This window comes from Marivita sp., assembly GCF_022763305.1.
Lineage (GTDB): Bacteria > Pseudomonadota > Alphaproteobacteria > Rhodobacterales > Rhodobacteraceae > Marivita.
The window spans coordinates 22,508-42,836 of sequence record NZ_JALEGT010000100.1 but is presented as its reverse complement, the minus strand read 5'-3'; the positions used below and the strand labels follow the sequence as shown (position 1 = coordinate 42,836).

At 64.0% G+C, this 20,329-nt stretch carries 19 protein-coding genes; 16 read left to right on the top strand and 3 right to left on the bottom strand.

All coding sequences use genetic code 11. The annotated features are described in order from the left end of the window. Positions 1-18: 18 nt before the first annotated feature. From MRY75_RS17615 to recN, 14 genes are all read left to right on the top strand, one after another. Positions 19-1,137, top strand: a complete 1,119-nt coding sequence (locus MRY75_RS17615; RefSeq protein ID WP_292309312.1) for a UDP-N-acetylglucosamine--N-acetylmuramyl-(pentapeptide) pyrophosphoryl-undecaprenol N-acetylglucosamine transferase — start codon at positions 19-21, stop codon at positions 1,135-1,137. Next, positions 1,134-2,531, top strand: coding sequence for a UDP-N-acetylmuramate--L-alanine ligase (murC, locus tag MRY75_RS17610; protein ID WP_292309311.1), 1,398 nt, complete (start codon positions 1,134-1,136; stop codon positions 2,529-2,531). The genes MRY75_RS17615 and murC overlap by 4 nt, the downstream gene beginning before the upstream one ends. 184 nt (positions 2,532-2,715) lie before the next feature. Further along, positions 2,716-3,384 carry a cupin domain-containing protein gene (locus MRY75_RS17605; RefSeq protein ID WP_292309310.1) on the top strand — a complete coding sequence of 223 codons (669 nt, stop codon included), beginning with the start codon at positions 2,716-2,718 and terminating at the stop codon, positions 3,382-3,384. 2 nt (positions 3,385-3,386) lie between these two features. After that, positions 3,387-4,439 (top strand): FAD-dependent oxidoreductase, encoded by a 1,053-nt coding sequence (locus MRY75_RS17600; RefSeq protein ID WP_292309309.1) that lies wholly within the window; start codon positions 3,387-3,389, stop codon positions 4,437-4,439. A 165-nt stretch (positions 4,440-4,604) separates the two neighbouring features. Continuing rightward, positions 4,605-4,853: a DUF2484 family protein gene (locus MRY75_RS17595; RefSeq protein WP_292309308.1), complete on the top strand. Its 249-nt coding sequence runs from the start codon at positions 4,605-4,607 to the stop codon at positions 4,851-4,853. Continuing rightward, entirely contained in the window at positions 4,850-5,110 is a 261-nt protein-coding gene (locus MRY75_RS17590; RefSeq protein ID WP_366934947.1) for a DUF2484 family protein, read from the top strand. The genes MRY75_RS17595 and MRY75_RS17590 overlap by 4 nt, the downstream gene beginning before the upstream one ends. A gap of 39 nt (positions 5,111-5,149) precedes the next feature. After that, entirely contained in the window at positions 5,150-6,082 is a 933-nt protein-coding gene (gene murB, locus MRY75_RS17585; protein WP_292309307.1) for a UDP-N-acetylmuramate dehydrogenase, read from the top strand. 115 nt (positions 6,083-6,197) lie between these two features. Next, on the top strand, positions 6,198-7,118 hold the full coding sequence (locus tag MRY75_RS17580) for a D-alanine--D-alanine ligase (protein WP_292309306.1): 921 nt from the start codon (positions 6,198-6,200) through the stop codon (positions 7,116-7,118). Next, a complete protein-coding gene (locus MRY75_RS17575) occupies positions 7,106-7,981 on the top strand; it encodes a cell division protein FtsQ/DivIB (RefSeq protein WP_292309305.1) in 876 nt (291 codons plus the stop codon). Before MRY75_RS17580 ends, MRY75_RS17575 begins: the two co-directional genes overlap by 13 nt. Then, positions 7,978-9,312 (top strand): cell division protein FtsA, encoded by a 1,335-nt coding sequence (gene ftsA / locus MRY75_RS17570; protein WP_292309304.1) that lies wholly within the window; start codon positions 7,978-7,980, stop codon positions 9,310-9,312. The genes MRY75_RS17575 and ftsA overlap by 4 nt, the downstream gene beginning before the upstream one ends. Before the next feature lie 172 nt (positions 9,313-9,484). Continuing rightward, positions 9,485-11,104, top strand: a complete 1,620-nt coding sequence (gene ftsZ, locus MRY75_RS17565; protein ID WP_292309303.1) for a cell division protein FtsZ — start codon at positions 9,485-9,487, stop codon at positions 11,102-11,104. Between the two features lie 225 nt (positions 11,105-11,329). Continuing rightward, complete coding sequence (gene lpxC / locus MRY75_RS17560; protein WP_292309371.1) at positions 11,330-12,250, top strand: UDP-3-O-acyl-N-acetylglucosamine deacetylase; 921 nt, start codon at positions 11,330-11,332, stop codon at positions 12,248-12,250. Positions 12,251-12,409: 159 nt separating this feature from the next. After that, on the top strand, positions 12,410-13,264 hold the full coding sequence (locus MRY75_RS17555) for an outer membrane protein assembly factor BamD (RefSeq protein ID WP_292309302.1): 855 nt from the start codon (positions 12,410-12,412) through the stop codon (positions 13,262-13,264). 41 nt (positions 13,265-13,305) lie between these two features. Continuing rightward, positions 13,306-14,958 (top strand): DNA repair protein RecN, encoded by a 1,653-nt coding sequence (recN, locus tag MRY75_RS17550; RefSeq protein WP_292309301.1) that lies wholly within the window; start codon positions 13,306-13,308, stop codon positions 14,956-14,958. Here recN and MRY75_RS17545 read toward each other — a convergent pair. Further along, complete coding sequence (locus MRY75_RS17545) at positions 14,955-15,497, bottom strand: anthrone oxygenase family protein (RefSeq protein WP_292309300.1); 543 nt, start codon at positions 15,495-15,497, stop codon at positions 14,955-14,957. The two genes, recN and MRY75_RS17545, sit on opposite strands and share 4 nt — an antisense overlap. A gap of 97 nt (positions 15,498-15,594) precedes the next feature. Between MRY75_RS17545 and MRY75_RS17540 the strand changes: the two genes are divergently transcribed. Then, the gene (locus tag MRY75_RS17540) at positions 15,595-16,194 is read left to right on the top strand and encodes a TetR/AcrR family transcriptional regulator (protein ID WP_292309299.1); all 600 of its coding nucleotides are present in this window, start codon (positions 15,595-15,597) and stop codon (positions 16,192-16,194) included. A 150-nt stretch (positions 16,195-16,344) separates the two neighbouring features. Then, the gene (locus MRY75_RS17535; RefSeq protein WP_292309370.1) at positions 16,345-17,988 is read left to right on the top strand and encodes a chloride channel protein; all 1,644 of its coding nucleotides are present in this window, start codon (positions 16,345-16,347) and stop codon (positions 17,986-17,988) included. A gap of 9 nt (positions 17,989-17,997) precedes the next feature. Here the strand turns inward: MRY75_RS17535 and MRY75_RS17530 are convergent, their stop codons facing one another. Both MRY75_RS17530 and MRY75_RS17525 read right to left on the bottom strand, forming a co-directional pair. After that, positions 17,998-18,342, bottom strand: coding sequence for a DUF427 domain-containing protein (locus tag MRY75_RS17530; RefSeq protein WP_292309298.1), 345 nt, complete (start codon positions 18,340-18,342; stop codon positions 17,998-18,000). Positions 18,343-18,403: 61 nt separating this feature from the next. Further along, the gene (locus MRY75_RS17525; RefSeq protein WP_292309297.1) at positions 18,404-20,185 is read right to left on the bottom strand and encodes an aminopeptidase P family protein; all 1,782 of its coding nucleotides are present in this window, start codon (positions 20,183-20,185) and stop codon (positions 18,404-18,406) included. Between the last annotated feature and the right edge of the window lie 144 nt (positions 20,186-20,329).

Sequence of the window (20,329 nt, the reverse complement as noted above, 5' to 3'; positions counted from 1 at the left end):
TCCTTGGGCGGGGGAACTATGCGCAAACCCTATCTTGTCATCGCAGCCGGCGGGACCGGTGGCCACATGTTTCCGGCGCAGGCGCTGGCCGAGGTCATGCTGCGCCGGGGCTGGCGGGTGAAGCTCTCGACCGATGCCCGCGGCGCGCGGTACACGGGCGGTTTTCCCCATTCCACCGAGATCGAACAGGTGAGCAGCGCAACATTCGCGCGCGGCGGTGTTCTGGCAAAGGCGATGGTGCCTCTGCGCGTCTTGGGCGGAGTTCTGTCGATGTCGTGGCGCATGCTGCGCGACCGGCCCGACGTGGTGGTTGGTTTTGGCGGCTACCCGTCGATCCCGGCGCTTGGGGCGGCCCTGCTCTTGCGGCGGCCCCGGATGATCCATGAACAGAATGGCGTTCTTGGCCGGGTCAACGCGATCTTTGCCAAACGCGTTCACTGCGTGGCCTGTGGCACATGGCCCACGACCCTTCCTGATGGCGTCGAGGGCGTGCATGTGGGCAACCCCGTACGGCTTGCGGTCAAGGACCGTGCCGGGGCCGCCTATATTCCACCCGGCGACTATCCGATGTCGATCCTCGTGATCGGTGGCAGTCAGGGCGCGCGCATCCTGTCTGACGTGGTGCCGCCCGCCATCGCGTCGCTGCCGCTCGAAACGCTCCAGCATCTGCGCGTCAGTCATCAGGCGCGGGACGAGGATGGCGACCGCGTCGCCGCCTATTACGCCGAACATGGCGTCAACGCCGATGTGCAGCCCTTTTTCAACGATGTTCCGAACCGGATGACCGAAGCGCAGCTTGTGATCTCGCGCTCCGGTGCGTCGAGTGTCGCGGACATCTCGGTCATCGGACGCCCGTCGATCCTTGTGCCTTTCGCCGCCGCCACAGGCGATCACCAGACCGCAAATGCGCGCGGGCTGGTCGAGGCGGGGGCCGCGATCCGCATTCCCGAAAGCAAGCTCACTGTCGACAGCCTCGCCGAACAGATCCTTGCGGTTTTGCAAAACCCGCAGGGCGCTTTGCAAATGTCGCTGGCCGCCCTTTCGCAGGCCAGACCCGAGGCCGCACAAGACCTTGCCGCGCTGGTCGAAAGGCTGGCCGGCCAAACCCCAAGTGATCCTGAAGGACAGACCGAATGAACGCCGCCACCAAACTTCCCGTCGATATCGGGGCCATCCATTTCGTCGGCATCGGCGGTATCGGCATGTCCGGCATTGCCGAGGTGCTGGTCAATCTGGGCTACACGGTGCAAGGATCGGACCTGAAGGCCAGCAAGATCACCAACCGGCTGGCCGATCTGGGCGCGCGCATCTTCGAAGGTCAGCGGGCCGAGAACCTCGACGGGGCCGAGGTGGTTGTCGTCTCGACCGCGATCAAACCGGGCAATCCCGAGTTGGACGAGGCGCGCAAGCGTGGCCTGCCGGTGGTGCGCCGTGCCGACATGCTGGCAGAACTGATGCGGCTCAAGTCGAACATCGCGATTGCGGGCACACACGGAAAAACCACCACCACAACGATGATGGCCGAGCTTATGGTGGCGGGCGGGTTTGATCCCACCGTAATCAATGGCGGCATCATCCACGCCTACGGCTCGAATGCGCGGATGGGGCAGGGCGAATGGATGGTGGTCGAGGCCGACGAGAGCGACGGCTCGTTCAACCGTCTGCCTGCGACCATCGGCATCGTCACCAATATCGACCCCGAACACATGGAACACTGGGGCGATTTCGAACGCCTGCGGCAAGGGTTTCAGGACTTTGTGTCGAACATCCCGTTCTACGGCATCGCTGTTTGCTGCACCGACCACGAAGAGGTGCAACGTCTGGTGGGCAAGGTCACCGACCGCCGCGTGGTGACCTATGGCTTCAACGCACAGGCCGATGTCCGGGCGGTGAACCTCCGCTACGAAAAGGGCGTCGCGCATTTCGACATCGCGCTGCAGGCCGAGGGCGACAGCATCGAGGGCTGTACCTTGCCCATGCCCGGCGATCACAACGTGTCGAACGCGCTGTCCGCTGTGGCGGTGGCCCGCCATCTGGGCATGAAGAAAGAGGAAATCCGTCAGGCGCTGGCGGCCTTCGGCGGGGTCAACCGCCGCTTCACCAAGGTGGGGGAGTGGAATGGGGTCACGATCATCGACGATTACGGCCACCACCCGGTCGAGATTGCCGCCGTGCTCAAGGCCGCGCGACAGGCCTCCGAAGGGCGCGTCATCGCGATCCACCAGCCGCACCGCTATACGCGTCTGTCGAACCTCTTTGACGATTTCTGCGCCTGTTTCAACGAGGCGGATGTGGTCGCCATTGCCGAGGTGTTTGCGGCCGGCGAAGACCCCATCGCAGGTGCCTCGCGCGATGATCTGGTGGCGGGCCTCATCCGCCATGGCCACCGCCACGCGCGGGCAATCCTGAACGAGGACGATCTGGAGCGACTGGTGCGCGAACAGGCCCGTCCGGGGGATATGGTCGTCTGCCTCGGGGCCGGGACGATCAGCGCCTGGGCCAATGGGCTGCCGGAGCGGTTGGCGAAATAGGGCGGGGGCGGAGGATGCGTCGACGCATCCTCGTTTTCGGTTGACCGAAAACGGGAGGGTGCACCGTGGCGCTCTGCCTCGCCTCTAGGCGTTTTGAAACCGGAAAAGACCTGAGGACCGTCTTTAACTGCTGGCGCGCTGCGGCTACCACTTGAGATGCTTGTTTTGCAGCGGGAGCGACGCGATGAACCTCAATGCGGATTTCACCAAGCGTGTGGTGGTGCATGCGGGCGACGCACCGTGGATCGCCTCGCCCATGCCGGGGGTCGATCGGCGCATGCTTGACCGGATCGGTGACGAGGTGGCGCGGGCGACCTCGATCGTGCGCTACGCGCCGGGCAGCGCGTTTTCGGCCCACACCCACACCGGCGGTGAGGAGTTTCTGGTGCTGGAGGGCGTGTTCCAGGACGAACATGGCGACTACCCTGTGGGCACCTATGTGCGCAATCCGCCGACCACTTCGCACACACCCGGCGCGGCGGAGGGCTGCACGATCTTCGTCAAGCTCTGGCAATTCGATCTGGAGGACCGCACCCAGTTCCGACGGGACATCGACGCACAGCTTGGATCGGTGCAGAACGGGATTGCGCGGGCCGAGTTGCACCGTGATGCGCGCGAGGTGGTGTCCTATGTGGTGCTCGAACCGGGGGCTGAACTGACCGAAGACGCGACGGGTGGTATCGAGCTGCTGGTGCTGGAGGGCGCTGTGTGGGAAGGCGCGGATGACCTTGTCCCGTGGTCCTGGCTGCGGCTGCCCGACGGTGTGCCCTTGCGGGCGACGGCAGGACCTGACGGCGCAAAGCTCTGGATGAAGACGGGTCATCTGCCCTTTGCCCAAGCCCCCACGGTCTGACCTTGACCACGACTGTGGCGATTGTCGGCGGTGGCCTGACCGGGCTGGCGCTTGCGGACAGGCTGCACCGTGCCGGGCGGAGGGTGCGCCTGTTCGAAGGGCGTGACCGGTTGGGCGGTCGGGTATCGACGGTGCGGATCGGCGCGCAGTGGTTTGATCTGGGGCCCTCGTGGTTCTGGCCGGGACAGCCGCGCATGGCGTCGCTTGTGCAGAAGTTGGGGCTGGAGGTTTTTGCGCAATATGCGGAGGGCGCACAGCTCTTCGAAACCGCCCAAGGCGCCGTGATCCGGGGTCGCGGGTTTGCCTCGATGCAGGGCTCCTTGCGGCTGCGCGGCGGGATGGGCGCGCTTGTCAACGCTCTGGCCGCGCGGTTGCCCGAGGGGTGTGTCGAGACAGGCCGTGTGGTGCGCTCGGTGTCGGCCGATGGTGTGCTGGGGTTCGCGGAAGGCGATCCGCAGGCCTTCGATCAGGTGGTGCTGGCTGTGCCACCCCGTGTCGCGGCGAGTTTGGCGTTCACGCCGGACCTGCCGGGGCCTGTTCGGTCAGCCCTGGAGCGTGTGCCGACCTGGATGGCGGGGCATGCCAAGTTCGTCGCGGTCTATGACGCCCCGTTCTGGCGCGAGGATGGCCTGTCCGGAGATGCAACCAGCCAGTTGGGACCTCTGGCGGAAATCCACGATGCCAGCGCCGACAGCGGCGGGGCGCTGTTCGGCTTTCTGGGGGTGCCTGCCGCCACGCGGGCGGGGCGTCGTGACAAGGTGATCTCTGCCTCCGTGGCGCAATTGACGCGCCTCTTCGGGCCGCGTGCGGCCTCGCCGGTGGAGGTGTTCTACACCGACTGGGCCGAGGAAAGCCTGACGGCGGTGGCCGCCGACCGGGCCCCGCTGACCCACCATCCGGCCTATGGACGCCCCTCGGCATTGGTGCCGACCCAAGGCAGTCGCCTTTTCTTTGCGTCGAGCGAATTGGCGCCCGAGATGGGTGGCTATCTCGAAGGCGCGCTGGCGGCCGCGGAGGAGGTGGCAGGCTGGGTCTTGGCTGCGCCTGTCGGGTGAGGGCGGGGGGATGCGTCAACGCATCCCGCGTTTCGGTCGACCGAAACGCGCCCGGCCCACACACCTTTCCCGAGATTTCCTTGGCTTCACCATTCTGAGGTCGTGTTTTGGCCCGAAACGGGGCCTAGTGCAAAACGCGCAGGTGAGAACAAGGCACGGGCGGATATGCTGGTTTGGCTCTCGATTGGATGGGTCTTTGCGTCGGTCTCGGTGGCGATGCTGCCGATGCGATACCAGTATGCACCCGGGCTGGTGCTGCTGATCGCGGCCCCAGTGCTGATTGGTCTGATCGGACAGTCCGTGGGTATCTGGGCGGCGTGTGCCGCGATGCTTGCGTTTGTGTCGATGTTTCGTAACCCGTTGCGGTATTTCTGGAACCGCCTGACCGGACAATTGGTGGAGCATCCCGAATGATGAGCTATTCCCTGAGCGCGGCCTGTTGCTGGATCATCCTTGCGGCGATCCTTGGGGCGCTGCCCTCAAATGACAACCACTGGCGGCGGGCCTATCTGCTGATGGCGCTGGGCGCGCCGATCCTGATCTGGGTCTACATGTCGGACGGGATGTACTGGGGCTTGGCCTTTACTGTTGCCGTGATGAGCGTCTTCCGCTGGCCCTTGCGGTATTTCATCGCCTGGGTGCTGCGCAGCGGGTCCCGTCCGTCCGAATGAGGCTTTACGCGCCGCGGCCCTTTGGGCAAAACGCGGGGCATGATCACGCTTCCTGATGTCCGGGGCACATTGACGCCTCAACGCCCGCTGTCCGATCTGACCTGGTTGCGCGTGGGCGGGCCGGCCGATTGGCTGTTCCAGCCTGCCGATGTGCAGGACCTGTCCGATTTCCTGCGCGACCTGCCTGCGGGCATCGACGTTTTCCCCATGGGGGTCGGATCGAACCTGATCGTGCGCGATGGAGGTCTGCGCGCGGTGGTGATCCGGTTGGGGCGGGGATTCAACGGCATTTCCATTGACGGCACCCGGGTGACGGCGGGGGCTGCGGCGCTGGATGCACATGTGGCGCGCAAGGCGGCAGAGGCCGGGGTCGATCTGACCTTTCTGCGCACCATTCCCGGGGCCATCGGGGGCGCCGTGTGCATGAACGCGGGCTGCTACGGGTCCTATGTCGCGGATCATCTTGTTGAAATACGGGCGGTTTTGCGCACGGGCGAGGTGGTCACGCTGCCTGCCGCAGACTTGCACCTGGCCTATCGGTCCAGTGTTCTGCCTGAAGGCGCGGTCGTAATCGAAGCCGTGTTCGAGGGCGCGCCGGGGGACCCGACGGCTCTGACTGCGCGGATGGAAGAGCAACTGGCCAAGCGCGATGCGACGCAACCCACCAAGGACCGGACGGCCGGCAGCACCTTTCGCAATCCGGCGGGGTTTTCCTCGACCGGGCAGGCGGATGACGTGCACGATCTCAAGGCGTGGAAGGTGATCGACGACGCGGGAATGCGCGGGGCCACGCGCGGCGGGGCGCAGATGTCACCCAAACATTCGAACTTCCTCGTCAACACCGGGGGGGCGACGGCGGCGGACCTTGAGGGATTGGGCGAAGAGGTGAGAAAAAAGGTTTTCTTGCACTCTGGAATAGAGTTAGAATGGGAAATCAAGCGCGTCGGTGAGCCGTTGGCAAACGAGGCGTGACCGGACGGGGGATCAACCCCCGCAGGTGAAGGCGGTGCGCCGGGCAGGTTGCACATCATAACAAGGGGCTCAGCCCCAGGCAGAAATGGGGGTAAACCCCCAATTTGAGGCGGTTTTGGGTATGTCGAGCAGGGCAAACCCGAAAGTGGCAGTTCTGATGGGTGGCCCCTCGGCCGAACGCGAGGTGTCCCTGTCGACAGGGCGTGAATGCGCCGCCGCTTTGCGGGACGAAGGTTTCGAGGTTCACGAGGTCGATGCAGGCCGTAACCTTGCATCCGTACTGACTGCGCTTGCCCCCGATGTCTGTTTCAACGCGCTGCATGGTCGCTGGGGCGAGGATGGCTGCGTTCAGGGCCTGCTGGAATGGCTGGGCATCCCGTATACCCATTCGGGCGTGCTGGCCTCGGCCCTTGCGATGGACAAGGAACGCACCAAGGATGTGTATCGCCGCCATGGGTTGCCCGTGGTCGAAAGCGTTCTGGCCGCCCGCGACGAAGTTCGGAAGCGCCATGTCATGTCTCCGCCTTACGTTGTCAAACCGTTCAACGAAGGCTCTTCAGTCGGGGTCTACCTTGTCAGCGAGGGCGCCAATGAGCCGCCTCAGCTTTCCGACGATATGCCCGAGACCGTGATGGTCGAAGCCTTTGCGCCCGGACGGGAACTGACGACGACGGTGGTCGGGGACCGGGCGCTCTGCGTGACCGACATCCTGACCGATGGCTGGTACGACTACGATGCCAAGTACAAACCCGGTGGGTCGCGGCACGTGCTGCCTGCGGACGTGCCGGACGAGATCACCGCAGCCTGCCTTGACTATGCCGTACGCGCGCACACCGCACTGGGCTGCAAGGGCGTGACCCGCACCGATTTCCGCTGGGACGAAAGCAGGGGACTGGCAGGTCTTATCCTGCTGGAAACAAACACCCAGCCGGGCATGACACCGACCTCGCTGACGCCGGAACAGGCGGCGCATACCGGGATGACTTTCGGTCAGCTCTGTCGCTGGATGGTGGAGGATGCGTCATGTCACAGATGAACGCACGCCCCGATCCGGCGCCATCGCGCCTGAAATACCGGATGGAGCGGCTGATGCTGACTCCGCTCTTCCGACTGGTGCTGCGCTTCGGGCTGCCGTGCCTGCTGACCTTCGGGATCGCAAGCTGGTGGCTGTCGGTCGATGACAACCGGATGAAGATCATCGACACCTATGCCGATCTGCGGTCGCAGGTGGAAAGCCGCCCTGAGTTCATGGTCAACATGATGGTCGTGGATGGGGCGAGCGACATCGTTGCCGATGGCATCCGTCAGATCCTGCCTTTGGACTTTCCGATCAGTTCCTTCGACCTCGATCTTGAAGTGATGCGTGAAACCGTTGTTTCGCTCGATCCGGTCAAATCGGCCCGGCTGTATGTTCGGCAGGGCAACGTCCTGCAGGTCGATGTGGTGGAACGTATCCCCGTTGTGCTCTGGCGCAATGAACGGGGTTTGCAGCTTCTGGACAACGAGGGCGTTCTGGTCGGCCCGGCTTTTGTGCGGGCGGATTGGCCGGAATTGCCGCTGATCGTCGGCGATGGTGCGGACGCGCATGTCACCGAAGCCCTGGACCTAGTGGCGGCCGCAGAGCCGCTGTCGTCGCGTTTGCGGGGGCTGGTGCGCATGGGAGAGCGGCGCTGGGATGTCGTTCTTGATCGGGATCAGCGCATCCTGCTGCCGGAAACAGACGCGGTGCAGGCATTGGAACGGGTGATCGCCATGGATCAGGCGGTCGACATGCTGGAACGGGATTTGGTCGCGGTCGATCTGCGGCTGCCCAACCGGCCAACACTCAGAATGACAGACGGAGCGGTGCAGGAACTCATCCGCATCCGGGCGATCGAGGCAGGGGAACAACGGCAATGATCGAGCTATACGAGTCACAGCGGGCGATGCGCAACATGCGCAAGGCGGCGATGCAGAGAGGGGTGATTGCCATTCTCGACATCGGCAGCTCAAAGATCGCGTGCCTTGTTCTGCGATTTGACGGCACGGATCGGGTCATCGAGACAGACAGCATCGGGTCTCTGGCCGGTCAGTCCGGCTTCCGCGTGATCGGGGCGGCCACAACGCGGTCGCGGGGTGTGCGCTTTGGCGAGATCGATTCGATGAGCGAGACCGAACGCGCCATCCGGACCGCTGTGCAGGCGGCGCAGAAGATGGCGCAGATTCGCGTCGATCACGTGATCGCCTGCTTTGCCGGGGCCGATCCGCGCAGCTATGGCCTTGCCGGTCGGGTCGAGGTGGCCGGGACCACTGTGGACGAGCAGGATGTCGCGCGCGTTCTGTCCGCCTGCGATGTGCCCGAGTTCGGCCACGGACGCGAAGTCCTGCATGCGCAGCCTGTCAATTTCGCGCTGGATCATCGCAGTGGACTGATCGACCCGCGCGGTCAGATCGGTCAGGAACTGGCGGTCGACATGCACATGCTCACGGTTGATGCGATGGCGATCCAGAACCTCGCGCATTGCATGAAGCGCTGCGACCTCGAACTCGCGGGTATCGCAAGCTCGGCCTATGTGTCGGGCGTGTCGGCTCTGGTCGAGGACGAACAGGAACTGGGTGCCGCCTGCATCGACATGGGCGGTGGATCAACTGGCCTGTCCATCTTCATGAAAAAGCACATGATTTACGCCGACGCGGTGCGAATGGGCGGCGATCATGTGACCAGCGACATCTCGATGGGGCTTCAGGTGCCGATGGCGGTGGCCGAGCGGATCAAGACCTTCCATGGCGGCGTTGTCGCCACGGGCATGGATGATCGCGACATGATCGAAATCGGCGGCGATACCGGCGACTGGCATCACGACCGCCGGTCGGTCAGCCGGGCCGAGTTGATCGGCATCATGCGCCCCCGGGTCGAGGAGATCCTCGAAGAGGTGCGGGCACGCCTGGATGTGGCCGGGTTCGAGCACCTGCCCAGTCAGCAGATCGTGCTCACCGGTGGGGCCAGCCAGATCCCCGGTCTGGATGGTCTGGCCACCAAGATACTCGGCCAGCAGGTGCGGCTTGGTCGGCCGATGCGCGTGCACGGTCTGCCGCAGGCAGCAACGGGGCCGGGATTCGCGAGCGCAGTCGGTTTGTGCCTCTTTGCAGCCAATCCGCAGGACGAATGGTGGGACTTCGAGATCCCTGTAGACCGCTATCCGGCGCGTTCGCTGAAGCGTGCGGTTAAATGGTTCCGTGATAACTGGTGATCGCAAGATGTTGAGGTTTCGGCAAAATCCCGCGTAGAGGGGTGGCGGTATACGGCACATTTGGTGCTAAAGTACGGTTTTTACGTGACGTTTGGGCGATTGCCCGCTAATAATTGGGGAAACAGGTGCAGAAACGTCCCGAAAGGGGCTGAGACAGCAGGCGGACAGACACATGACTTTGAACCTTTCGGTGCCCGGACAGGAAGAATTGAAACCCCGCATCACCGTGTTCGGTGTGGGGGGCGCAGGCGGTAACGCGGTCAACAACATGATCGACAAGGCCCTCGAAGGCGTCGATTTCGTCGTGGCCAACACGGACGCTCAGGCGCTGCAGCAGAGCCGGTCAACCAGCCGCATCCAGCTTGGTGTCAAAGTGACCGAGGGTCTGGGTGCTGGCGCGCGGGCCACCGTTGGCGCCGCAGCCGCCGAGGAAAGCATCGAACAGATCGTCGATCACCTCGCCGGCGCGCATATGTGCTTCATCACCGCAGGCATGGGCGGTGGCACCGGGACAGGGGCCGCGCCGATCATCGCGCAGGCCGCACGCGAGCTGGGCGTTCTGACGGTGGGTGTTGTCACCAAGCCGTTCCAGTTCGAAGGCAACAAGCGGATGAAGCAGGCCGAAGAGGGCGTGGACGCGCTTCAGAAGGTCGTTGACACGTTGATCATCATCCCGAACCAGAACCTGTTCCGTCTGGCGAACGAAAAGACCACCTTCACCGAAGCCTTCTCCATGGCGGACGACGTGCTGTATCAGGGCGTGAAGGGTGTGACCGATCTTATGGTCCGTCCGGGGCTGATCAACCTCGACTTCGCCGATGTTCGCGCCGTGATGGACGAGATGGGCAAGGCGATGATGGGCACCGGCGAGGCCGAGGGCGAAGATCGCGCCATTCAGGCGGCCGAGAAGGCCATCGCCAACCCGCTGCTGGACGAAATCAGCCTGCGCGGTGCCAAGGGCGTTCTCATCAACATCACAGGCGGTCACGATCTGACGCTGTTCGAACTCGACGAAGCGGCAAACCGCATCCGCGAGGAAGTCGATACTGACGCGAACATCATCGTGGGCTCCACGCTGGATGACAACATGCAGGGCATGATGCGAGTGAGCGTTGTGGCCACGGGTATCGATGCGGTCGATGTGCACACGGATATCCCTGTGCCGCGCCGGTCGCTTGCGACGCCATTGACCCAGACCACACGGGTCGAGGAAACACAGCAGGCCGAGCGAGCCGCGCCCAAGCCCGAGCCGGTTGCAGCCCGCACCGCGCATGAGCCGTCGCTCTTCGACAATGAGCACGAGCAGGTGGAAGAGCAGAGTGAGCCCGTGTTCCAAGGCACGGCTGCCGAGCACGAGGCGGTAGATGATGACGGTCTGCCCCCGCCCGCCTATCGCCCGCAAGTGGCCGAGTTCAATCCGCGCGAAGACAGCATCGAGGCTGATCCGGAGCAATTCGTGGCACCGCGTGCGCCCACACCGGGGACACCCAGCGCCGAAGCCCTTGCGCGTCTGCAGGCAGCGGCATCCCGCGCGCGTCCGGCACCGGGTGCCCGTCCCGCCATGCAGGCCGAGCCGGAGCCCGCCGACGCAGAACGCCCGCGTTTCGGGATCAATTCGCTGATCAACCGCATGACCGGACATGGCCAGCAGGCCGAGCCTCCGGTGCGCCGCACAGCGCAACCGCCGGTTCATTCGAGCGGTGCCGCACCGGCCCGTGCGCCGTCGCCCGAGGCGGATGAAGACCAGGAGCGGATCGAAATTCCCGCGTTCCTGCGTCGTCAAGCCAACTGATTCTGCGGTTAACCGCCGGTTAACTTATGCGACAACGCCCCCGTAACCGGGGGCGTTTTTCGTTTGAAAACAGATGTTTCCAGACTTTGGCGGGATTCCGCCTATATCTTTTGGACGCTTGTTTCAGCCCGTTACAATCTTTGATTTGAGACAAGATAGGTCAGCGAGTATCACCCATCTCGAAACGCCGCATTGGGGGTGCTGGCGTATCTGATCGAGGGTCTTTTGCAAACCACGGTTCATTCCATCGTCCGTTTTTCGGGCATCGGCCTGCACACCGGTCTGTCGGTGAACATGGCGATCTGCCCGGCTCCGGCCGATCATGGCATCGTTTTCGAACGGACGGATATCCGGCTGGGCAATGCCCGGATCCCGGCTCTGTTCGACCATGCCGAGCAATCGCCGCTGTGCACCAAGATCGTGAATGCCTCCGGCGTGTCCCTATCGACGATCGAACACGTGATGGCAGCGCTGGTCGGCTGTGGCGTGCACAATGCCCTGATCCGGATCGATGGTCCCGAAGCGCCGGTCCTCGACGGAAGCGCGGCACCGTTTGTCCGCGGCCTTCTTTCGGCGGGTGTCAAGCAATTGCGCGCGCCGATCCGCGTGATCGAAGTTCTGTCCACGGTCGAGGTGCATACGGCACAGGGCTGGGCCCGGCTGGGTCCGGGCGAAGGTCTGACGATGGATTTCCACATCGACTTCGCGGACCGGGCCATCGGTCGTCAAAGCAAGTCGATGGACCTCGCCAATGGTGCGTTTGTGCGCGAACTGTGCGACAGCCGCACCTTCTGCCGCGCCTCCGATGTCGAAGCGATGCGCGCCGCGGGCAAAGCGTTGGGCGGCACGATGGAGAACGCGGTCGTCGTCGATGGTGACACAGTGCTCAGCCCCGGTGGCCTGCGTCACGCCGATGAAGCGGTCCGCCACAAGATGCTCGACGCGCTTGGCGATCTGGCTTTGGCCGGTGCGCCCCTGCTGGGGCATTACGAAGGGCACAAGGCGGGGCATACCCTGACCAACATGCTCCTGCGCGAGCTTTTCGCGACGCCGGACGGGTATCGCATCCGCGATTGCGACCACGCACTGGCGGCGCGTCTTCCCGGCGCAGGTGTCGAGGCCCACGAGATTCCGGCGGTTGCCTGATGCGGGCAGGTCAGGCCCGTAGATATGTCCGAACACGCCCTGTGCAGATGCCAGCGCACTTGTGTGCCTAAAGGCGTTTTGCCTTCCGATTTAATGTGCTAGGACCGACAACAGACAAGTGGCACGCATAGCCACGGCGGTTTAACGAAGGTGACGGGCATGGCAGCGGGCAGAAGCGCAAGAGCTGTGATCGGAGCGGGGCTCTTGGTGGTGATGCTGACGGCGTGCAGCAACGGCGAGCGTCCGGGCTTCGGCCCTGGAGGCGTCCCGATCGAGACATTCACCGCCGAACAGATCTTCGAACGCGGCGAATTCGAGCTGGATCGCAGCGATCCCGAAGAGGCTGCCTTCTATTTCTCCGAGGTCGAGCGCCTGTATCCTTATTCCGAGTTGGCCAAACGCGCGGTGATCATGCAGGCCTTCGCACATCACCAGAACAAGGATTACGAGAACAGCCGCTCTGCGGCGCAGCGCTATATCGATTTCTACCCGACCGATGAGGATGCCGCGTATGCGCAGTACCTTCTCGCGCTCAGCTACTACGACCAGATCGAAGAAGTCGGCCGCGATCAGGGCCTGACCTTCCAGGCCCTGCAGGCGCTGCGCACGGTGATTGAACGCTACCCCGACAGTGAATATGCCCGCTCTGCCGTGCTCAAGTTCGATCTTGCCTATGATCACTTGGCCGGCAAGGAGATGGAGATCGGGCGGTACTACCTGCGTCGCGATCATTACGCCGCGGCGATCAACCGCTTTCGTGTGGTGGTCGAGGATTTCCAGACAACCACCCATACGGCTGAGGCGCTGCACCGGCTTGTGGAGGCATACCTGTCGCTGGGTCTCACCGACGAAGCGCAGACCGCGGGCGCGATCCTCGGATACAACTACCAGTCCACAAGCTGGTACGAGGACAGCTTCAAGCTTCTCACCGGGCGCGGGCTCGAGCTCAAGGCGACCGGCGACAACTGGTTGCGGCAGGTGTACCGCCAAATGGTTCGGGGTCAGTGGCTTTGATCGGGGGGCGGTGCGCCTGACAGCGCACCCGGTTGCACAGAATGCTGCGCACGCTTGAAATACGCGACATGCTGATCATTGATCGGCTGGATCTCGAGTTCCAGCCGGGACTCAATGTGCTCACCGGAGAAACCGGGGCCGGGAAGTCGATCCTTCTGGATAGTCTCGGCTTCGTGCTGGGCTGGCGCGGTCGGGCCGAACTGGTTCGCAGCGGAGCCGAGCAGGGCGAAGTGACGGCCGTTTTCGACCTGCCGAAGGCGCATCCGGCACGGGACATCCTGACCGAAGCGGGGTTCGAAGACGCGGACGAACTGATCCTGCGGCGGGTCAACACGGCGGATGGGCGCAAGACCGGTTGGGTCAATGACCGCCGCGTCACGGGCGAAATGCTGCGCGCCCTGTCGGATACGCTGGTGGAGTTGCACGGACAGCATGACGACCGTGGCTTGCTGAACCCCAAGGGACATCGCGCGCTGCTGGATCAGTTTGCAGGGCATGATGATCTGCTGGTCGCGGTGAAAACCGCGTGGGGCACACTGTCCAAGGCGCGCAAGGCACTGGCCGAGGCGGAAGCGGCGTACCATGCCGCTCAGGCCGAGGAAGAGTTTCTGCGTCATTCCGTGGGCGAGTTGGACAAGCTGGCGCCTGAACCGGGTGAGGATGCGGAGCTCGACTCGCGTCGCCGGATGATGCAGGCATCCGAACGAATTCGCGATGACATTGCCCGTGCCGCGCAGGTGATGGGACAGGACGGGGCCGAGGGCGCCTTGTCCGACGCCCTGCGGTGGCTTGAAGGCGTCAGCGACGCGGCCGACGGACGGCTGGATGATCCGCTTGCGGCACTTGCCCGCGCAATGGCGGAACTCGACGACGCGGCCCGTGGTGTGACAGCCTGTCTCGAGTCGCTGGATTTCGATCCACACGAGCTCGAGGCAACCGAGGAACGGTTGTTCGCCCTTCGTGCGCTGGCACGGAAACACTGCGTTGGGCCAGATGATCTTGCCGGGCTTGCGGATACGCTGCGCGACCGGTTGGCGGCATTGGATCAGGGCGCGGACCGCATGACCCGCCTGCAGACCGAACTGCGCACTGCCGAGGCAGCCTATGGCGACGCGGCCAAGGCCCTGCGCGGCAGCCGGGGTGCAGCAGCCCGCCGTCTGGATGAGGCCGTTTGCGCAGAGCTTGCACCGCTCAAGATGGAACGCGCCGTTTTCGTGACCGATCTGACTGAGGCCCCTGCCGGACCGGACGGCAGCGATGCGGTCGCCTTCACCGTCGCCACCAACCCCGGCGCTCCGGCGGGGCCGATTGGCAAGATCGCCTCTGGTGGCGAACTCAGCCGGTTCCTGCTCGCGCTCAAGGTCTGCCTGTCGGAGCAGCGCGATGCCGGTCTCACCATGATCTTCGACGAAATCGACCGGGGTGTCGGTGGCGCAACGGCCGACGCGGTGGGGCGGCGTCTGGCTGCCTTGGCCGAAGGCGGGCAGGTGCTTGTCGTCACCCATTCGCCGCAGGTGGCCGCGCTTGGGGCGCATCACTGGCGGGTGGAAAAACGGGTTGCAGACAATCAGACTACGTCAACCGTGGTGCCGCTTGATCCACCTGCGCGGGAAGGGGAAATCGCCCGAATGCTCTCGGGCGATACCATCACCGAAGAGGCTCGCGCGGCGGCGCGGGCGCTGCTAGCGGGTTAAAGCCGCATCAAACCCAGCCCGGCCAATCCAAGCGCCACGCCGATCAGCACGGTGCGCGTGATGTTGTAGACCTGCCACGGACCGGAATAGTCGTCCCAGATGGCCTGCGCCGCAGTCAGGTCGGTCGGCACGACAATGAGTGCAAGAGCTTCGTTCATCGGAACGTTCACCGACATGGTCAGGATCATGCCACCCAAGGCATAGACCAGCCCGCCAAGCCCGAAGGCCCGCGCAGCCGCAAACCGGTCAACCCGCCATGCGAGAAGGGCGGCGATCCAGAGCACAAACGGTGTGCCGAAAAAGGCAGGGGCGAAGACCGCGTTGCGCACAGAGCCGTTCATCGCCTGCATCGCTGCGATGGCGACACGCGGGTCGGTCGCGTCGAGCCCCCACATTGTCGAACAGACCCAGGCATAGAAGAAGCCGAAAATCGCTCCGCTGAAGATCAGCGCCGCCAGACCGGCAGCTTTGGCGGATGTGGTGGCAATGGCAGAGCTCTGCTGGCGGGGCGGGGCATAGGCGGCGGGTATCGTGGGCATTCGGGTCTCCTTCAAATCCGTAATCATGTGTACGCCTTTACATATCCGTACACATGATTACGGTTATGCGTCAAGCAGAGACTTCGAGAGGCACATCATGCGGGATGACAACAAGGCGCAGCGACGCGACCAGATCGAGACAGCGGCCTATGCGCTGCTGGCGGAAAAAGGCTTTCAGAACATGTCGATGCTGGCCATCGCCAAGGCGTCGAAAGCTTCGAATGAAACGCTCTATCGCTGGTACGGGGACAAGCTTGGTCTCTTCCGGGCGTTGATCGAAACCAATGCCGAAGAGGTAGCCGGCCGTTTGCGCGATGCAATCCGGAAGGGTGATGCGCCCGAGTCGGCGCTGGCCGAGTTGGGCCCGGTGTTGCTGGGCATGCTTCTGGGCGACCGGGCCATCGCGCTGAACCGGGCGGCCGCTGCGGATGCCAGCGGTGGGTTGGGACAGGCGCTGGCGCAAGAGGGGCGGGACAAGGTGTTTCCGCTGATCGCCGATCTGTTTCAGACACTGGTGAAACGCGGTGCGCTGAAGGGCGATCCCTTCGAAATCACCGGGCTCTACATCGACCTGCTGGTGGGCGACCTGCAGATCCGTCGCGCCACAGGCGCTTTGGGGCCCTTGCGCGACAGGGTGATCGCCGAGCGCGCGCAAAAGGCCCAGCAACGCCTGTTCCAGCTTGTGGGTGTGTCCTGACACCGACCGTCACAGAGATTGATCGGCGAGGGGGTGGACACGCCAAGCGCATTGGATAAGCCTGCGGAATAAGTAGATTTTTGGCATGGTATGCCTCTCCCGAAAGGACCGCACGGCATGGCGCCCGCGTTGCGTGGTCAAATACAGGCAATGAACCGACAGTTCGCCCGCGGTTGGGATTTGCTGCGGCACAAGGGGCCGTCGCAGTTCCAGTTCTGGCTGATCGCGCTGCTGATCGGGATTGCGGCGGGACTTGCGGCCACCGGGTTTCGCCTTGCCATCACGCTGTTGCAGACGACCGTCTATGGCACACCCAGCGTGACCACGATCCACAGCTATGCCGAAACCCTGCCTTGGTGGATGCTGCTGCTGATTCCCACGGTTGGTGGTTTGGTGGTGGGCGTGATCGTCCACTACTTCACGCCGGACGGTCGGGTCCGGTCGGTCGCTGACGTCATCGAGGGTGCGGCGCTCAACGATGGCAGGGTGGAAAAGAAGGCGGGGATCGCCTCGGCCATCTGTTCATGGATCACGCTCTCGACCGGTGGCAGTACGGGCCGTGAAGGTCCGGTCGTGCATATTGCGGCGATGATCTCGTCCTGGGTGTCCAACACGATCCGCGCCGACGGAATCACTGGACGCGACCTGCTGGGCTGTGCCGTGGCCGCCGCCGTGTCGGCCAGCTTCAACGCGCCCATTGCCGGCGCCCTCTTCGCTCTGGAAGTGATCCTGCGCCATTTCGCAGTTCATGCCTTTGCGCCCATCGTGGTGGCCAGTGCGGCGGGCACGGTGATCAACCGGCTGGTGTTCGGGGATGTGACCGAGTTCAAGCTGCCCGGCACGACGGTGGTCGAATTCTACCTCGAACTGCCGGCCTTTTTCATCCTCGGTCTTGTGTGCGGGCTAGTGGCCGTCGCCATGATGCGCGCGGTCTTTCTTGCGGATGATGTGGGCACGCAACTGCAGCGCCGGATGGGCCTGCCGCATCTGCTGCGCCCTGCTGCGGCAGGCGTGATGCTGGGCGCGCTGGCGATCTGGTTCCCGCATATCATCGGTGTCGGTTATGAGACCACATCGCGGGCCCTGACAGGTGCGCTCCTGTGGCATGAGGCGGTGGTCTTCGCCATGCTCAAGGTGGTCGCCGTGGCGATCACCATGGGCGGTCGCATGGGCGGCGGGGTGTTTTCGCCCTCCCTGATGCTGGGTGCGCTGACCGGCCTGGCCTTCGGCCTCATCGCCACCGGTCTGTTCCCCGAGCAGTCCGGCACCGCCACACTCTACGCACTGGCCGGGATGGGTGCGGTGGCGGCTGCGGTGTTGGGCGCGCCGATCTCGACCACGCTGATCGTTTTCGAGCTCACCGGCGACTGGCAGACCGGGCTTGCCGTGATGGTCTCGGTCTCCATGTCGACGGCCGTGTCGGCGCGTCTGGTGGACCGGTCGTTCTTCCTGACGCAGCTAGAACGGCGCAACGTGCATCTGGCCGCCGGGCCGCAGGCTTATCTTCTGGCGATGTTTCGCGTGCAGGGCGTGATGCGCAAACCCACCGACAGCAATGCCGCCGACGAAGAGGCCTGCCTGACGATGATCGAGCAGAGTCTGTTCGTTCAGGCTCAGGCCACGCTGGAAACCGCGCTGCCGCTCTTCGATAAGTCCGGTGTCGCGTTTCTGCCGGTGGTCAAGCTGGAAGGTCCGGAGGACGCGCCCGTTCTTCAGGGCGCGCTTTTCCATGTCGATGCGCTCAAGGCCTACAACCGTGCACTGGCAGCGACGGCAGAGGAAGAGCACAGCTGAAGCGGTGGGTTACACCCGTTCAACCGTCACGCCATCCTGAACCCAGAAGGCAAGGTGATCCTTGATCTCGGCCACGTCGGCCTTTGGGTCTTCATAGGACCACACGGCATTCGTGTAGGTCTTGCTTTTCGACACGATGTCGAAATAGCGGGCGTTGCCCTTGTGCGGGCAGGTCGTGCTGTAATCCGAGGCATCGAGGAACGCCATCGCCACGTCGGACCGGGGGAAATAGATGACAAAAGGCATATCTCCCTCGGTGACTTCCAGCGCGTTGGTGCTTTCCGCAATCACGGCGCCGCCGGCGCGTACGCTCCACGTTCCTTCGGCAGGTCTGACTGTCACGTGTTTTTGCATGGTCCATCCCCTCTTTCACAGCGATGTAGCGGGGTTAGCGGGGGAATGTAAATGTTTATGGTCAGATGGGGGCGCAGGCCTGTTCAAGCCAGGTTGACACGGACCCCTCGACCAGCGGCCCGATCCGCGCCAGAACCTCGGCGTGATAGGCGTTGAGCCAGTCGCGTTCGGCGGCTGTCAGCAGCTCCGTGTCAATGAGCCGCGTGTCTATCGGCACGTAGGTCAGGGTCTCGAAACGGTACATCTCGGGCACGGTCTGGCCGGGCAGGGCAGGCGCCTCTTCCACCACGATGAGGTTCTCGATCCGGATCCCGAAGGCGCCCTCCTTGTAGAAACCCGGCTCGTTCGACAGGATCATGCCCGGCATGAAGGGCACGGTGCCGGTCCGGGCCAGCCGTTGCGGGCCTTCATGAACGCTCAGATAAGAGCCGACGCCATGGCCGGTGCCGTGCCCATAGTCCAGTCCCCGTTCCCAAAGCGCCGCGCGGGCCAGGGCATCCATGTCCCGCCCGGCCAGCCCCTTGGGCCAGCGCAGTTTCGAGATGGCAATCATCCCCTTGAGAACCAGTGTGAACGCGCGCCGTTCGTCCGCGCCGACAGTTCCGATGGCGATGGTGCGGGTGATGTCGGTGGTGCCGTCCACATATTGCCCGCCGCTGTCCACCAGCAGAAGGCCGGGTTCGACACGGCGGTTGGTGTGCTCCGTCACGCGATAATGCACGATGGCCCCGTTTGGACCGGCGCCGCAGATCGTGTCGAAACTGATGTCGCGCAGCGCGTTGGTCGCGGCACGTTCGGATTCGAGCTGTGTGACCACGTCGATTTCCGTCAGGCTGCCCGGCGCCTGCGCGTCCAGCCAGCACAGAAACCGCGCCATCGCCGCCCCGTCCCGCAGGTGCGCGGCCCGTGCGCCTTCAAGTTCGGCTGTGGATTTGCAGGCCTTGGGCAGAGCGCAGGGATCCTGCGCCTCGATCATCGAGATGCCCGCGTCCCCAAGCGTGTCGGCCACGATCACCGGACAGCTGGCGGGGTCGATCTGGACAGTGCCGTCAAGCTTTGCGAGCGCGGGAAGAAAGCGGTCGACCGGCTGCACCTGAACCGTGGGCCCAAGGTGATCGCCCAAATTCGTCAGCTTGGCGGCATCGACAAAGAACGTGACCTGACCCGAGCCATGCAGCAGGGCAAACCCATGCACAAACGGGGTGCGCGGCACGTCATCACCGCGGATGTTCAGCAGCCAACAGATGCTGTCGGGCAGGGTCAGCACCGCACAGCTTGCATCACCCAGTGTCTTGGCAAGCCGCGCGATCTTGTCCGCATGCGCCTCACCGGCCAGCTCGACGGGTTGAACAAAGGCCGCCGTGGCAGGCGGTGGCGGCTGGTCGTCCCAGATGTGATCGACGAGGTTGCCCACCCGCCGCAAGGTCACACCTTTGGCGCTTGTTTCCAGCTCGCGCAGCTGTGCCACCGTGTGCAGCCAGGGGTCAAACCCGACGACACCGCCCGCAGTCACGTTCTCTGTCAACCAGTCGCCAAGGGATGTTTCCGGCCAGTGAACCGGTGTGAACACATCCGCCACCTGTGCGCGGACCTGCACCCGGTAGCGCCCGTCGATGAACACACCTGCCTTGTCCTGCAGCGCCACGCAGAACCCCGCCGACCCAGTGAACCCTGTCAGCCAGGCAAGGCGGCTGTCCCTGTCGGCCACGTATTCGCCTTGATGCGCATCCGCGCGGGGAACGATGAAGCCATCCAGGCCTGCGCGGGCCAGCTCTGCGCGCAGCGCGGCAAGACGCGGGGGGCCCTGTTCGGGCGAGGCGGTTTCGGTAAAGCTTTGGAACATGGCACGGTCTTCCTTCGATTGCGGGCAGCCAAGCCGGAAACGCGGCCCAAGGCAAGTCCGGTCAGACGGAATATCACACCCGTCTGCGTCTTCTGTCTTCTTCTATACGAGGCCGCTTTGGTCGGACCGGCACTGACCGGTCCG

Excerpts from the sequence above, each read along its gene's own strand:
- MRY75_RS17615 (WP_292309312.1), top strand. The coding sequence starts at position 19 with ATGCGCAAACCCTATCTTGTCATCGCAGCCGGCGGGACCGGTGGCCAC.
- murC (WP_292309311.1), top strand. The coding sequence starts at position 1,134 with ATGAACGCCGCCACCAAACTTCCCGTCGATATCGGGGCCATCCATTTC.
- MRY75_RS17605 (WP_292309310.1), top strand. The coding sequence starts at position 2,716 with ATGAACCTCAATGCGGATTTCACCAAGCGTGTGGTGGTGCATGCGGGC.
- MRY75_RS17595 (WP_292309308.1), top strand. The coding sequence starts at position 4,605 with ATGCTGGTTTGGCTCTCGATTGGATGGGTCTTTGCGTCGGTCTCGGTG.
- MRY75_RS17590 (WP_366934947.1), top strand. The coding sequence starts at position 4,850 with ATGATGAGCTATTCCCTGAGCGCGGCCTGTTGCTGGATCATCCTTGCG.
- murB (WP_292309307.1), top strand. The coding sequence starts at position 5,150 with ATGATCACGCTTCCTGATGTCCGGGGCACATTGACGCCTCAACGCCCG.
- MRY75_RS17575 (WP_292309305.1), top strand. The coding sequence starts at position 7,106 with ATGTCACAGATGAACGCACGCCCCGATCCGGCGCCATCGCGCCTGAAA.
- ftsA (WP_292309304.1), top strand. The coding sequence starts at position 7,978 with ATGATCGAGCTATACGAGTCACAGCGGGCGATGCGCAACATGCGCAAG.
- ftsZ (WP_292309303.1), top strand. The coding sequence starts at position 9,485 with ATGACTTTGAACCTTTCGGTGCCCGGACAGGAAGAATTGAAACCCCGC.
- MRY75_RS17555 (WP_292309302.1), top strand. The coding sequence starts at position 12,410 with ATGGCAGCGGGCAGAAGCGCAAGAGCTGTGATCGGAGCGGGGCTCTTG.
- recN (WP_292309301.1), top strand. The coding sequence starts at position 13,306 with ATGCTGCGCACGCTTGAAATACGCGACATGCTGATCATTGATCGGCTG.
- MRY75_RS17545 (WP_292309300.1), bottom strand. The coding sequence starts at position 15,497 with ATGCCCACGATACCCGCCGCCTATGCCCCGCCCCGCCAGCAGAGCTCT.
- MRY75_RS17540 (WP_292309299.1), top strand. The coding sequence starts at position 15,595 with ATGCGGGATGACAACAAGGCGCAGCGACGCGACCAGATCGAGACAGCG.
- MRY75_RS17535 (WP_292309370.1), top strand. The coding sequence starts at position 16,345 with ATGAACCGACAGTTCGCCCGCGGTTGGGATTTGCTGCGGCACAAGGGG.
- MRY75_RS17530 (WP_292309298.1), bottom strand. The coding sequence starts at position 18,342 with ATGCAAAAACACGTGACAGTCAGACCTGCCGAAGGAACGTGGAGCGTA.
- MRY75_RS17525 (WP_292309297.1), bottom strand. The coding sequence starts at position 20,185 with ATGTTCCAAAGCTTTACCGAAACCGCCTCGCCCGAACAGGGCCCCCCG.